Source organism: Xanthomonas fragariae (genome assembly GCF_017603965.1).
GTDB lineage: Bacteria > Pseudomonadota > Gammaproteobacteria > Xanthomonadales > Xanthomonadaceae > Xanthomonas > Xanthomonas fragariae_A.
On record NZ_CP071955.1, the window covers coordinates 1,909,339 to 1,925,116 of the forward strand.

General features: G+C 62.5%; 3 protein-coding genes and 1 pseudogene. 2 read left to right on the top strand and 2 right to left on the bottom strand.

All coding sequences use genetic code 11. The features are described 5' to 3' along the window. Positions 1–445 precede the first annotated feature (445 nt). Complete coding sequence (locus J5I97_RS08950; RefSeq protein ID WP_208591328.1) at positions 446–10,642, top strand: autotransporter-associated beta strand repeat-containing protein; 10,197 nt, start codon at positions 446–448, stop codon at positions 10,640–10,642. Positions 10,643–10,699: 57 nt separating this feature from the next. After that, positions 10,700–11,621 (top strand): annotated as a pseudogene (locus tag J5I97_RS08955) (transposase domain-containing protein). 196 nt (positions 11,622–11,817) lie between these two features. Here the strand turns inward: J5I97_RS08955 and J5I97_RS08960 are convergent. Together J5I97_RS08960 and J5I97_RS08965 are read right to left on the bottom strand one after the other, a co-directional pair. Continuing rightward, on the bottom strand, positions 11,818–14,562 hold the full coding sequence (locus tag J5I97_RS08960; RefSeq protein ID WP_208591330.1) for a S8 family serine peptidase: 2,745 nt from the start codon (positions 14,560–14,562) through the stop codon (positions 11,818–11,820). A gap of 908 nt (positions 14,563–15,470) precedes the next feature. Next, positions 15,471–15,758, bottom strand: coding sequence for a hypothetical protein (locus tag J5I97_RS08965; protein ID WP_208591331.1), 288 nt, complete (start codon positions 15,756–15,758; stop codon positions 15,471–15,473). Positions 15,759–15,778 lie beyond the last annotated feature (20 nt).

Sequence of the window (15,778 nt, forward strand, 5' to 3'; positions counted from 1 at the left end):
TCTTTCATTGTTGGGCTCGCCAGCTGTCAAAAAGCATGGCATCAGTCCGCTTTGAACAATTCGGACTCATCCAATCGTATTCCGCATAAAATCTTGAAAAACCCGTTTTTTCGGTGAATAAAGCCATATCTACGGTGTTCTCTGCTACGGATGAGGCGGGATGGGATAATATGGCGAGCACAAGTAATATGGTTCGCATATTCTGTCTGTGTCACTAGTAATTCTCAGGTTGGTGATATTCAGCACGGTTTCACTTTTGTCGCTTCGCCTATTAATCGTCCAGGGGATTAATCAGGTAATGGGATTAAACGCTTTCAGCCTGAAACGGTCAGGCTGACGTTACCCCGCTGGTCTAAAAAAAATCGATCGTCATTTCCAATCCCGTCTTTGAAGGCACGTGCATGGGTGCGCGTCTGTCTCTGTGCGGCAATCAGGGGTAATCAAAATGAATCGTGCATTTGCGCTGGTCTGGAACGCAGCGATCGGTAATTGGGTCGTAACGCACGAGCTGGTGCGTCGGCGGCGCAAATCCGGAGCGACCCGTCGTAGTTTGCCGAGCCTGGTTATCTTGGCGGTGGGGGCCGCCGCGCCCGCGCTGGCCTGGGGAGCATGCACGCCTGCGTTGCCGGCAGCCGGCGCAACCGTTAACTGCACGGGAGTGCCGATCACCAGCAATAGTTTCTCAAGCAGCGCGAATAATTTAACCGTGAATGTTGCAGCCGGCACGCAGATGACCGCCGGATTGCTGGGCGGCACCGCCATCGCGCTGAGCGGCACCAACTCCACGCTCAACAACGCCGGCACGGTCGATCCCTCCGTGCTCGGGCTGCTCTCGGTGCTGAGCACCGGCGTCACCATGGGTAATGCCAGTTCCACCGCGGTCACCGTTAACAATCTTGCCTCCGGCACGATTTACGGCACCGGCGGTTTGCTTGGTGCCAACCTGCTCAATCTCGATGGCATGGCGCTTGGCATCACCTCGGCCAGCAATGGCACTGTGCAAATCAACAACGCTGGCACGATCGATAGCCGTGCGTTGTTGGGCTTGTCGGTACTGGGCTCGGACACACCGGTAATCGCAGTGAGCGGTGGCGGCACCGTCAATGCCGTCAATACCGGCACCATCAATGGGCGAGTGGGCTTCCAGAGTTCGGCCACCGGCAACACCTTCGTCAACGCGGGCACCATCAACGGCAGCGTGTCGATGGGTGTAGGCAGCACCAACAGCTTTACTGCAGTGACCGGTGGCAGCGTCAACAGTGCTGGTGGACTTGCACTGGAGTTGCTTGGTCCTGGCGGTTTGCTGCGCTTCGCCCAGACCGGTGTGGTCGACGGGGGGGCAGGGGGCACCAATACGTTGATCCTGCAGAACTCGGCCACGGGTACCGGCAGCGGCAGCACCGGTGTCGGATCGCTGAGCACCGCGCAGTACATCAATTTCGGCAGTTTGCGCGTCAATAGCGGCACCTGGTCGATGGGCGGCGCAAGCAACTTCGGCAACAGCGCGCTCAATGGTGGCGTATTGCAATTCGCCAACCCTGCGCAGCTCGGCACCGCCATCACGGCCAACGGCGGTGCGCTCGAAGCCACTGCTGCGGGCCTGAACTTGGTACCTGCCAGCGGCATCGCGCTGGGCCCAGGTGGCATGACCTTGCAGGGCGCCAATGGGTTAACCATCGGCAGTGCGATCACCGGCACCGGTGCGCTAACCAAAACAGGTACCGGTGGATTAGAGCTGACCGGCGCCAACACCTTCACAGGTGGCGTCAATCTGATCAATGGCGCGCTGACGGTCGGCACCGACAGCGCGTTGGGAAGTGGCACTGTCACCGCATCTGGCGGCAGCGTGCTGGCAGGTGCTGCCGTCAACCTGCCCAATGCATTTGCGCTGAGCAACACCATCGGCATCGGCGGCGCAAATAATCTGCGGATCGGCGGTGCAGTGACAGGAACCGGTGTACTGAACAAGATCGGTACCGGCACGCTCACACTTGGGGGCGCAAACACGTATAGCGGTGGCACAACGCTGGGTGCGGGTAGCGTCGTGCTGGAAACCTCCGGTGCGCTCGGCACCGGCACGGTGACTGCAGCAGGCGGATTGCTGGATACCACCGCGCCGCTGACGCTAGGCAATGCTTTCGCGCTGACCAACACCCTTGGCCTGGGTGCAAGCGGCAACGCGCTCACCTTGACCGGAAATCTCGCGGGCGTTGGTGGCATCAACAAGACCGGCACCGGCACGTTGGCCCTCAACGGCACCAACACCTTTACTGGCGGAACCACGCTTGCATCAGGCACGCTGCAATTGGGCACGGCTTCGGCACTGGGCACCGCCGCATTGAATGTCACCGGCGCCTCCAACCTCAGCACCAGTGCGCCGTTGACGGTAACCAACGGCGTCAGCCTTGCCGGTCCGTTGAACTGGACCGGTGCGCAGGCACTTACGCTCAGCGGTGCCATCAATGGCGGCGGCAGCCTGATCAAGAGCGGTGCAGGCGATCTCACCCTGACCAACACCAATGCCTACACAGGCGGCACCACGCTGAGCACCGGGCGTCTGGTGGTGGGCTCGAACGCAGCATTGGGCACCGGCACGCTGACTGCCAGCGGCGGTGAGCTCGATGCGACCACTGCAGCAACCCTGGGCAACACGATTGCACTCACCGGCACCTTGGGCGTCGGCAGCAGCGGTAACGCCTTGAATGTAGCCGGCACGATCGGCGGCACCGGTGGATTGAACAAACTCGGTACCGGCACACTGACGTTGAGCGGCTTGAACACCTACACCGGTGGTACCAGCCTCAACGCCGGCACCTTGCAGGTGACCAACGGCACTGCACTGGGCACGGGTGCGTTGAACGTCACCGGCAATGCGGTGCTGCAAAACACTGCAGCTACCTCGCTGACCAATGCGATTGCGCTGACTCCAGGTGCACTGACGCTCAACGGGGCGCAAGCACTGACGTTGAGCGGCGCTATCAGCGGTACCGGTAGCCTGGTCAAATCCGGCAGCGGCGATGTCACGTTGAGCGGTAACAATCTGTATAGCGGCGGTACTACGCTCAGCGCGGGCACGCTGACGGTGGGCAGCAATACCGCGCTCGGCGTCGGTGCATTGACCGCAGCAGCAGGCACCACGCTGGACAACGCAACGGTCAGCACGCTCGCCAATGCGATCGCACTGGCGGGGCTGGTCAACGTGGGCGGCAGCAATGCGCTCACGCTCACTGGCGATATCACCGGCGCCGGCAGCCTGGACAAACTCGGCCCCGCCAGTCTGACCCTGGCCGGCAACAACACGTATGCCGGTGGCACGCGTTTGACCGCAGGTAGCGTGATCCTGGGCAGCGACACCGCATTGGGTGCCGGGACCTTGAGTGTGAGCGGCGGCTTGCTCGACAGCAACGCGGCACGCGTTCTCGCCAATGCCCTCGTACTGGATGCGGACCTGCAACTCGGTGGTAGCCAGGATCTCACCCTCAATGGCGGTATCAGTGGCGTAGGTGGCTTGATCAAGGGCGGCACCGCGGCGCTGACGCTGGGTGGACCCAATACGTTCGCCGGTGGTGTGGATCTGAATGCAGGCAGTTTGCTGATCGGCAACGGCGCTGCATTGGGGAGCGGCGCGTTGACGGCTGCCGACGGCACGCAACTGCAAGCCACCACGGCGACCACCACAGGCAACGATGTCATCCTGAATGGCGCGCTGTCGCTCACCGGCAACAACGACCTGAGCGTGACCGGCACCGTGAGCGGCGCGGGCAGTCTGGTCAAACAGGGCACAGGCGCGCTTTCGCTCAGCGGCAATAATGTCTATACCGGCGGCACGCTATTGAACGACGGTGCGTTGGCAGTGGGCAGCAACACAGCGCTCGGTAGCGGTGCGCTTACCGCCGCCGATGACACGCTGCTCACTGCCAGCACTGCAGCGACGTTGCAGAACGCGGTCACAGTGGATGGTCAGCTCAGCATCGATGGACAGAACCTCACGCTCGATGGCGTGATCGACGGTGCCGGCAGTCTGGTCAAGAACGGTACGCAGACCCTCACGCTCAACGGCAACAACACGTGGGGGGGCGGCCTGCAATTGCAGAGCGGGGCATTGCTGGCGGGCAGCGACACCGCGTTGGGCGTTGGCACGCTGACTGCGGCCGGCGGCACCACGTTGGATGCGACCACCGCAGTGGCATTGGGCAATGCGCTTGCATTGGACGGTGCGTTGACGCTGCCAGGCACGCAGGACATCGCGCTCAATGGCGTGATCAGCGGGATCGGCAGCCTCGATAAACAGGGCACCGCGACGCTGACCTTGGGCAGCGCCAATAGCTTCAGCGGCGGCGTGGCAGTGGATGCAGGCCGCCTGGTGCTCGGCAACGACGCTGCGCTGGGCGTGGGCGGTTTGCTGGTCGGCGGTGCTGCCGAACTGGATGCCAATGCAGCGCTGACGATCGGCAACACAGTGCAGTTGAACGATCAACTGACGCTGGTCGGCAGCAACGATCTGGTCGTGAACGGCGCCATCAGCGGCGTTGGTAACTTGATCAAGAACGGCACCACCACGTTGTCGCTCACTGCAAGCAACAGTTATAGCGGCGGCACCACGCTGACGGCAGGCACCATTGCGGTGGGCGCGAACGATGCGCTAGGCACCGGCAACCTGTCGGTGGTCGGTAATTCGGTACTGAGCAATGCGGTTGCGGTGGCCTTGGGCAACGACATCGCGCTTGGCGCGGCGCTCACCGTCGACAACGCGGCCGACATGCTGGCCAGCGGCGCCATCAGCGGTACGGGCGATCTGATCAAGATCGGTGCGGGCACCTTGACCTTGAGCGGCAACAATAACTACACCGGGCCGCTGGCGATTCAGGCTGGCACCGTGGTGGCCAGCACCGCTGCGTCGCTGGGCAACGCCAGCAACGTCGATGTCGCTGCAGGCGCGGTGTTGAATCTGACCAACGGTGGGCTAATCAACGCGCTCAGCGGCGCAGGCAATATCGACACCGATGCCGGCGCCACCTTGCAGCTGGGCGGCGGCGATTTTGCCGGCAGCCTGGGCGGTGGCGGCAACCTGGATAAGGTCGGTGCGGGCACGGTGCGCTTGCTCGGCAACAGTGCGATCGGCGGCGCCACGCAAGTCAGTGGCGGCACCTTGGATGTGATCGGCAGCCTCGGCACCAGCGCGTTGAATGTCGGGCTCGGCGGCACATTGACCGGCACCGGCACCAACGGCAGTGTGGCCAGTGGCGTGACCATCGGCGATGGCGGCCGGCTCGCATTGACCAGTGGCTCTTCACTCAGCGTGGCTGGTTTGACGCTGGCGCAGGGCGCCTTTATCGATGTGGCGCTGGCAGCGCCGAGCAACACGCGTCTGCTGGCGGTCAATGGCGATCTCACCCTGGACGGCACCCTCAACATCACCGACATCGGTGGCTTCGGCACCGGCGTGTATCGCCTGATCGACTACACAGGCGCGCTGACCAATAACGGCTTGGGCATCGGCCTGTTTCCCGGCAGCGTGGATATCAGCCAGCTCGCCCTGCAAACCGCAATCGGCCAGCAACTCAATCTGGTAGTCACTGCGCCGGGCAGCATCGTGCAGTTCTGGGATGGCGTGCAGACCACCGCCAACGGCACCGTCGATGGCGCCGCCGGCACCTGGGGTGCGGCCACCAACTGGACCGGCCAGGACGGCAGCGCCAACAGCACCTGGCAAGGCGATTTTGCGGTGTTTGCCGGTACCGCCGGCACGGTGAGCGTGCAGGGCACGCAGAGCATCGGTGGCCTGCAGTTCGTCACCGATGGCTATCAGTTGACCGATGCCGGCGCCGGTGCATTGGCCGTGACCGACCCATTGACCGCGATCCGTGTGGACCCGGGTGCAACCGCCACCGTCGATGTCGCCATCTCGGGCATCGGCGGCGTGCAGAAACTCGACACCGGCACCTTGGTGCTGAGTGCAGCCAACACCTACACCGGCGGCACTGCACTGGGCGGCGGCAGCTTGATCCTGGGCGATGCGCAGGCATTGGGCACCGGCACCTTGACCGCAGCAACCGGCACCACGCTGGATACCGATCAGGCACTGGCAGTGGGCAATGCGGTGGTGCTCGATGGTGCGCTGAGTCTGGCCGGCAGCAACGATCTGAGCCTGACCGGCGCAATCGGCGGCGCCGGCAGCCTGATCAAGAACGGTGCGTCCACGCTCACGCTCAGCGGCACCAACAGCTATGTCGGCGGCAGCGTGTTGAACGCAGGCACCTTGGCGGTTGGCAGCAACACCGCGTTAGGTGTCGGCAGCCTGTCTGTGCTGGGCAATTCCACCTTGAGCAATGCAATTGCGTTGGCACTGGGCAACAACGTCAACCTTGGCGCCGATCTGACCATCGCCAGTGCGGACGACCTGGCACTGACCGGCACGCTCAGCGGCGCGGGCGCCTTGATCAAGACCGGGCTCGGCATCTTGACGCTGTCCAACAGCAACACCTTCACCGGCCCGGTGTCGGTGCAGACCGGCGTACTGGCCATCGCAGCGCCCGGTGCATTGGGGACCACCAGCGCAGTGGATGTCGCGGCAGGCGCCGGGCTCTCGCTCGGCAGCAATACGGCGTTGGGCGCAGTGACCGGGCTGGGCAATGTGGCAGTCCTGAGCGGCAACACGCTGCAGCTCGGCATCGATAACGTCGGCAGCACCTTTGCCGGCAGCCTGAGCGATGCGGGCAATCTGGACAAGGTGGGCACCGGCACGCTACAGCTCATCGGCACCAGCACGCTGGGCGGCACCACGCAGGTGACTGCGGGTACCCTGGACGTCGATGGCACGTTGACCAGTGCAGGCGGCTTGACCGTGGGCACCGGTGGCAGCTTGAGCGGCAGCGGCGTGGTCGATGCGCCGGTCACGGTGAACGACGGCGGGCGTCTGGTAGTGACCAGTGGGGCATTGTTGACCACCGGCAACATGAGCCTTGCCCCCAATGCCACGCTCGATGCGTTCCTGGGAGTGCCCAGCCAGACCGGCGTGCTGGCGGTCAATGGCGATCTCACCCTGGACGGCACCCTCAACATCACCGACATCGGTGGCTTCGGCACCGGCGTGTATCGCCTGATCGACTACACAGGCGCGCTGACCAATAACGGCTTGGACATCGGCACGCTCTCCGGCAGCATCGATCCGACTCAGCTGACGCTGCAAACCGCCCTGGCCCAGCAAGTCAACGTGGTGGTGGCTTTGCCCGGCAGCAATGTGCAGTTCTGGGATGGTGCGCAGACGCTGGCCAATGGCAGCATCGATGGCGGCGCAGGAGTGTGGAGCGCAGGCTCCACCAACTGGACCTCGATCGATGGGCTGAGCAATAGCGATTGGCAGAACAGCTTCGCCGTGTTCGCCGGCACCGCAGGCAACGTGGGCGTGCAGGGCACCCAAGGCATTACCGGTATCCAGTTCGCCAGCAACGGCTATGTGCTGAGCGATGCCGGCGCCGGTGCGCTGAGCGCCGATGCGGCAACTACCATCGTCCGGGTCGATCCCGGCGTCACCGGCACCATCGATGTGACCATCGGCGGGACCGGCACGCTGCAGAAACTCGACACCGGCACCTTGGTACTGAGTGCAGCCAACACCTACACCGGTGGCACTGCACTGGGCGGCGGCAGCTTGATCCTTGGCGATGCGCAGGCATTGGGCACCGGCACCTTGACCGCAGCAACCGGCACCACGCTGGATACCGATCAGGCACTGGCAGTGGGCAATGCGGTGGTGCTCGATGGTGCGCTGAGTCTGGCCGGCAGCAACGATCTGAGCCTGACCGGCGCAATCGGCGGCGCCGGCAGCCTGATCAAGAACGGTGCGTCCACGCTCACGCTCAGCGGCACCAACAGCTATATCGGCGGCACGGTCCTCAGGGATGGCACGCTGGCGGTCGGCAGCGATAACGCACTGGGCACCGGCACGTTGGCGGTGACCGGTGATTCGGTGCTGAGCAACGCCATTGCCACCGCTCTGGGCAATGCAGTCACGCTGGGCGCTGCGCTCACCGTCGACAACCTGGCAAACCTGACCCTTGCCGGCGACATCAGTGGCAGCGGTGCATTGATCAAGACCAATACCGGCACGCTGACGCTGGACGGCAGCAACAGCTACACCGGTGGCACCACGCTCAACGCCGGCACGCTGGTGGGCGACAGCGCTAGCTTGCAAGGTACGATCGTCGACAACGCCACCTTGGTGTTCAATCAGGCGGCCAATGGCGTGTTCACCGGCTCGATCACCGGCACCGGTAGCGTGATCAAGGACGGCGCAGGCGTGCTACAGCTCAACGGCGCCAACGGTTACACCGGCGGCACCAGCATCGCTGCCGGTACGTTGATCGGCGACATCACCAGCCTGCAGGGCGACATCGCCAACAACGCAGCATTGGTGTTCAACCAGGCCACCGGCGGCGTTTATGCCGGCACGGTCAGCGGCACCGGTTCGCTGGAAAAAGCCGGCACCGGCGTCTTGCAGTTGGTGGGTGCCAATACCTACACCGGCGGCACCGTGGTCAGCGCCGGCAGCTTGATCGGCAACACCACCAGCCTGCAAGGCAACGTGGTGGATAACGCCACTCTGGTATTCGATCAGGCCACCGACGGCGTGTTTGCCGGAGCGGTGAGTGGCACGGGCAGTGTGATCAAGCAGGGTGCGGGTGCGTTGACCCTGGTCGCCCCCAACACCTACAGCGGTGGCACCACGATTGCCAGCGGCAGCCTGATCGGCAATACCACCAGCCTGCAAGGCAGCATCGTCGACAACGCGACAATAGTGTTCGATCAGGCGGACGATGGCACGTTTGCCGGCAACGTTACCGGTAGCGGTACGTTGGTCAAGAACGGTGCGGGTGCGTTGACCCTGGATGGCGCCAATGTCTATCTGGACGGCACCATCATCAACGCGGGCACGCTGATCGGCGATACCGACAGCCTGCAGGGCGATATCGCCAACAACAGCGCGCTGGTGTTCCAGCAGACCACCAATGGCACCTACGCAGGGACGTTGTCTGGCACCGGCAGCCTGCTCAAGGATGGCGTGGGCACCTTGTTGGTCACTGCAAACAGCGGTGGCTTCACCGGGCCAACTACGGTCGCTGCAGGTACATTGAGCGTGGGCAATCCGGCTAACCCGGGCGCCGCGTTGGGTGGACCGGTGACGGTGGGTCCGGGCGGCACGCTCACCGGCAGCGGCAGTATCGGTGGCCTGACCTCCGGCGGCACCGTGGTGATCGGCAGCACCAGCGGCACGATCAGTGTCGGCGGCAATGCCACGCTCGGGAATGGTTCCACCTTGCAGGTCACGCCTGGCGCAGGCGGTGCGGTCACACCCATCAGCGTGGGCGGTGCGGCTACGCTGGCACCGGGCAGCACCCTGCAGTTGGTGCGTGCGACCGATCTGCCGTTGTTCACCGAAATTCCGGTGATCAATGCGGCTGGTGGGCTCACCGGGCAGTTCAGCAACGTCGTCTCCGACTATGCGTTCGTCGAGCCGAATGTGAGCACCAGCGCCACTGCGTTGTCGGTCTCGTTTGGGCGCAACGCTGTGGGTATGGTCGATGCGGTCACCGTGCCAAACCAGCAAGCTGCCGCAGCTGCCGTAGATGGCTTGCCGACCACTAACCCGGTCTACCAGGCAGTGGTGCGCCTGCCCAACGATCCGCAAGCGATCAGCACCGCGTTCGCTTCGCTGTCTGGCGAAAGCCATGCCAGCACCGCCACTGCGTTGCTGGATAGCCGCTTCCTGCTGAGCGGTGTCGGCAACCATCTGCGTGGCGACAGTCAGGACACGCGCGTGGGCGACGCCACGGTATGGATCACCGGCCGTAGCCTGCCCAATCGTGTCGATGGAGACGCCAACACCGCATCGGTGCGACGCGAAGACAACGGCATCATGGCCGGTGCAGAACGCCGCATCGGCGAGCGCAGTGTGGTCGGTATAGCGGTCGGTAATCAGGATATCGAAACCCGCTCGCGCGAGTCCTTCGATCGCTCCGATATCGATGGCACCCATGCCGGAATCTACGGCCAGGCCGATTGGTCTGCGTTCGCGCTGCAAGCGTCGGTCGACTATGCGCACTACAGCGTGGACAGCACGCGTCGGGTGATGTTGCCCGGCGTGCTCGAAGAGCGGCTGAGCAGCAACTACGATGCGAAGGCGATCACCGTGTCGCTGGAAGCGGCCTGGAATCTGCTCACCGGCAATGCGGTGTACAGCCCCTTCATCGCGGCCGACTACACGCATCTGAAGACCGATGGTTTCAATGAGCGCGGCGGCATTGCCGGGCTGTCGATGGACAGTGCCAAGGACAAATACACCACCAGCACGGTGGGTGCGCGTGGGCGTTGGCAGCTGGGCCCGGCGGCAGGGTTGTCTGCATCGGTGGGTTGGCGGCATGCGTTCGGCGACCGCGCTGTGGAGCGTTCGGCTGGCTTCATCGGCACCGGCTCGCAGTTCTCCGTGCAGAGCGTCACCCTGGCGAAGAATGCGGTGGTCGGAGAATTGGGCGTCAGTTTGATCACCTCGCCTGCCAGTCGCATGTCTTTGTCGTTGCAAGGACTCAACGGCGATGGCCAGACCGCGTACGGCGGCCAGGTCACCTGGGGTTGGAACTTCTGATCCAGTGCAGGATATGAAAAAGCCCAGACACTGCCGTAATGCTGTTCACTTAAGCAAATGAGTCACCGAAAATCCGATACCAGACCTCTGGTATCGGATTTTTTTGTGTCCCTTCAACAGCAGCTGTTCGACCTTGGCGACCTGTTCAACTTCTCCGACCTGAGCACTTTTACGCAGAATATTCCGGTGGAGGGGGTGGCCAGCGCGCTGGAACTGTCTTCTCAGGCCAGCATCCGACGTCGGCGCCTTCCCAGTGATCAGGTGTTGTGGCTTGTCCTGGGCATGGCGTTGTTCCGTGACGAACCGGTGCACGGGCTCGCACGTCGTTTGAACATCTGCGCACAAGGGCTGGCCTCAGAAGATCTGTTGGCGCGCAGTGGCGTCAGTCAGGCGCGCGCGACTGGGTGCCGATCCGGTCCACCATCTCTCGCCACAGGCCAGAAAACGCAATCCAGCGCTTCCCACGCACTGGGACGTGCGTGAAGTGAGCTATCTGCATCAGGGGAAGAGAAAGTCGGTACTGACCTCGCTGCCTGCCACCACTTACAGCGCCAAGTCTGTCGCAACGCTTTACCAGCAGCGATGGGAAATCGAACTGGGTTTGCGCGACATCAAAAGCTCGATGCAGCACAACGCAACGACCTTACGCAGCAAGAAGATCGACTTGGTGTACCAGGAAGTCTGGGGGTTGCTGCTGGCCTACAACATCATTGGACGTGAAGCCAGCCAGGCAGCTGTGGCGTTTGGCACAACGCCTGCGGACATCCGATTCACACCGGTCTGCCAGTACATCGCAGTGCAACTCATCGTGATGGCCGCAGCCAATCCGGCTTCCGCCACAGGAAGACGCCTATCCCAGCTTCGCTCAGGCATCGCGAGCCTGTTCCTCGATCACCGTCCAAGGCCTACGCGGCCAAGGACGGTGAAGATCTCGAAGACCCGCTATCCGGTAGATCGAAAGGCTGCTCCGCTTGAGTGAACAGCATTACCGGCAGTGCCGGGGCTTTTTTGGGACCGATACAAAGGCACGCACGTACAGCGTGATGCTTGCACTTGCAGCGCACCCGCACTCGCTTGTCGCCAGCGTCGGCAACCGCAGCGCGGGCGTGGTGTATGCCGACTCCGCGTACCGGCCATGCAGCCTTGCGGCCACATTGCCGGTATGCAGACGGCGCTTAGAACTGCCAGCGCAAACCGACATTGGCGTTGATGCTGTTGGCATCCGAACGACCGCGCTCGGCGCCCACATTGCCGTAGATGGAGAACGCATCGTTGAGCTGGTAACGCACGCCGACCGAAGCACGCACCGACTGCTTGGACACCGGCTCGCCGGCAACGTCGAAGCGCGCTTCCGGCAGACCGGTGAACCACGCGGTGAAGTCGGAGTTCGGGTTGCCAAGCAACGAGCGGTAGGCGATCAAGCCATCCAAGCCCCACTTGCCGCGTGCCAGATGACCGCGCACACCCACCTCACCGTAACCGGCGCGCAGCGTATCGCTGTTGGCGCTCAAGCCCAGACCAGTGACCGATGCTTCACTGAAGGCGTCCTGGGTCTGGCTGACCACACCTGCGGCAACGAATGGCGAAAGACCCGCGTGCGGCATCAGACCGACTTCAGCGCGCAGCGACCAGTTGGTGTCGTGGCGACGATCCTGCAAGCGCTCGCCGACGCTGCCGGCCTGCACAGTGCGTTCGGTTTCCACGTTGCTCATGCCGTACGAACCGATCCCCGACACATACGCCCGACCGACCGGCTGATACAGATACGCAGTCATTGCATAGCGGTCCGAGCGCAGGCGGCTGGCCGATGCAGCAATGTTTGCGCGGTCCTGACCGGAGGTCAGTGACGCACCGACAATCGTGCCGGCGCTGCCCATCGGCAGATCCACACCGACGGTTGTCGCTTGCTGGGTGTAATCGGCCGAGTCAAAGCCAATACGGCTGAGGTCACCATCCAGGTAGCTGCCCTGCATCCAGGTGGTCAGCGTGGTTGTGTCGGCCAGGTAGGGCAGGCGATCGGCAGCAACACGCGCATCGTTGAGTGCGGACTGAAAGCCCAGCGTGCGCTCGACACCATGCACCTGGCCAGCCAGGGTGGGCAGCGATGCGGCAACCTGAGCGTCGGAAGCCGCCAGCAGCGAACCGGTGGCACTGATCAAGCCGCCCAGATTGTCGGTATCGCCCGAGGCCACACGCATATCCAACACCTTGACTAGCATATCGGCCTGCGTCGCACCGTTGACCACCGACTGCGGGGCACCGGCTGCTTGCGCTTTGGCAGCGGAGGCATTGCGGGTCAGCGTTGCGGTGACGGTGGTTGGATCGTAGGCCAGTGCAGCGGTCCAGAAGAAGTTGTTGGCGTACTGCACGCTGTCGAAGGTGCCCTGCAGGTTGCCGGCCTTGACGATTTTCTCGCTGCTGCCGACGCTGTAGCCAGCCGCTTCCGGCAGTAACAGCAGGTTGCCCTTCAAGCTGGCTTGGCCGGTGACGGTCAAGCCCTTGCCCAATTCGAGAGCGGTGGTACCGGTGGTGTTGACCAGGCTGTAATTACCGTTGATGACGCCGCCGCGCGATTCGAACGTGGCAGAGTTGAGTACGGTGACGTCAGAGCGCAGGCTGCCGGACAGTGCAAGCACGCCGTCGATGACACTGGTTCCGCCGGTGTAAGTATTGTTGCCGCTCAGCGTGAGCTTGCCGGCGCCGCTCTTGGTCAGATCGCCCGTGCCGGAGATATCGTTGCTGAAGGTGCTGTCATAGCCAGCGCCGACGTTGGCCGCCCAAGCGCTGGCAAACTGCCCCGGGCCCTTGATCGCCTTGGCCGCATTGACCAGGCCCCAGCCGTACAGCGCATCCACGCCTGGGTCGCCCAGATCGGTCGCAGTGGTCAGCAAGGTCTGCTGCAGGTTGGAGGCGCTCATCCAGGGATACACGCCCAGCACCTGCGCCGCGACGCCGCTCACTGCGGCAGTGGAGAACGAGGTACCGGCGATCTGGCCCTGAAACTCGGTACTCGCCAAGGCCGGCACGGTGTAACTGCCCGGTGCCACCAGGCACCACTGCGCAGCGGCGCCGCAATGGTTGGAATAGCTGGTCAGACCGGCCGCATTGCCGACGCTGTCGATATTGATCGCACCCACGGCCAGCCAGTTGTTACGCAGGCTGGTTTCCTGCACCGGCGCCGCCGCCGGGTAAGAGGCTTCGGCCGCGCCCTCATTGCCGGTGGAAGCCACGATCAATGCATCGGCCTGCACCAGCGGGGTCAGCGCGTATTTCCACGCCAACGCAGCGTTCGCACTGCTGGCCGCATCCGCATACGAGGCACCGATCGACAAGTTGGCAATCCGCACGCCGGCTGCCGCCAGATCCACCGCTGCGCTGCGGGTCTGCTGCGTGCCGCAGGAATTTTCGGCACAGATGCGCGCATAGAACAGGTCTGCATCCGGGGCGATGCCACCGGCGAAGCCTTCCTGTGCCGAACCCAGTACCAGTGCCGAGACCACCGTGCCGTGGCCGCGCAAGGGATTGGACGACGACTCGGGCGTGCCTGGGCTGGCGGTGTAATCGGTAAATCCATCGACCTTGCCAGCAAGCGGCGCGTAGCTGGTGACCAGGTTGTCGTCCAGCACTGCAAGCTTCACCCCCTGGCCCCTGGCACCGGCCTGTTGCGCTAGATCGGCATTGGTCGACACCAGCAGATTGCTGCCCACGCCCTGGTAGCGAGGCGGCGCAGGCGTCGGAACCGGCGTGGTCGGAGTCGTAGGTGCAGGCGTAGTCGGAGTCGTAGGTGCAGGTGTGATCGGAGTCGGCGCGATCACGGTGGTCTGTGGCGCGTCGCTGCGGACGTTGCCGCCGCCACCGCCGCCACAAGCGGTCAGGACAAGGCAGGATGCGATGGTGGTTGCGAGTAGCGAGCGATTCATAAATTTAGTCAATTCCGGTTTAATTGGCGCAGAGGGCCCTAGCGCCGGCGATTGCCAGCGAGGCATTTTATTTCACGCGTTATTCATTTAAACCGGCGTGGCTGAATCTCCTAGGAGATGCCCTACGGTTAGCGCGGAAAGTATTTTTATGGATGGATTGATTGCTTGCGAGATCAAATAACGGCGCTATCTACAAACTCTAAAACATGAATGGACAGTTGCTCTTCAGGAAGAAACTCAATCCATAGGCATTTGCAATTCAATTCATAGCCAAATCGGATTAGAAAGCCCTCAACAGGTCCGGCAACAGAAAAATGTGATAGCTAACTCTACAATAATCCATCACATTTCTCACGGATCGGAAATCCTGAATGCGACAAAATTCCCAGGGGATCAGGGATTCCTGTTCCGGATGTCGGAAAATCCCTCACATTTTGTAGCGAATTCAAGCGCAAGTTAGTCGTTCTAACGGACTCTGCCGCATGAGCGACTGCTTGCCCTTCCTTATACAAAACGGTCGTGTATATTCGCGACTCCCCATTCCGGGTGTCTTGTATTTACAAGGAGCGTTATGCTAAGCGAGCTTGAGCGCTACTGCGCATTGTGCGTCATTCATCGCTTCTGGCATTGCGATGACGCAAATTAATTATCGGCGAATTAATTCGACCTTCGGGACTTTGGAAAAGAGCATGCTGCACCCCTGGCAACTAGGGGTGGTCGCAGCCGGCCAGCACTCGGTGAGTTATTCAATCCGATTTGAACGGGCGGGCGTGGAATCAATACCCGACAATGTGGGCCGATCGTTTCAAGCCCTGGCTGCTGCTTGGGCACGAAAGCGCGGTGTTCCAACCATACCGATGCAAGCCAGGCGCGCATGCAAAAGGCGCCTCTACCGACGTAAGCTCGCGTTAGATGTGCGTCATGGCCGTCGCCAACTGCGCATGCAGCACACGCAGCGCTGATTGCCGGTTCGCGCTACACACGGATTGATGAAGCGCGCTCACAAGCGCATCCGTTCCGACGCGCTTGATTGGCCAGTGCCCGTCGCCTGAACGCGTTGTCCGGCCAACCGTTCCCGCCCACGTGCACACGCAATCCCATTCCGAGGGTCGGCAGGGATTCGTGCGAAAAACAGACAATTCGTAGGCAACCGATTGACTGCTAAAGGCATTCTTCTCGATTTTTTTGGAAGTCACTGCCGACCCTTCGCCTGATT

Excerpts from the sequence above, each read along its gene's own strand:
- J5I97_RS08950 (WP_208591328.1), top strand. The coding sequence starts at position 446 with ATGAATCGTGCATTTGCGCTGGTCTGGAACGCAGCGATCGGTAATTGG.
- J5I97_RS08960 (WP_208591330.1), bottom strand. The coding sequence starts at position 14,562 with ATGAATCGCTCGCTACTCGCAACCACCATCGCATCCTGCCTTGTCCTG.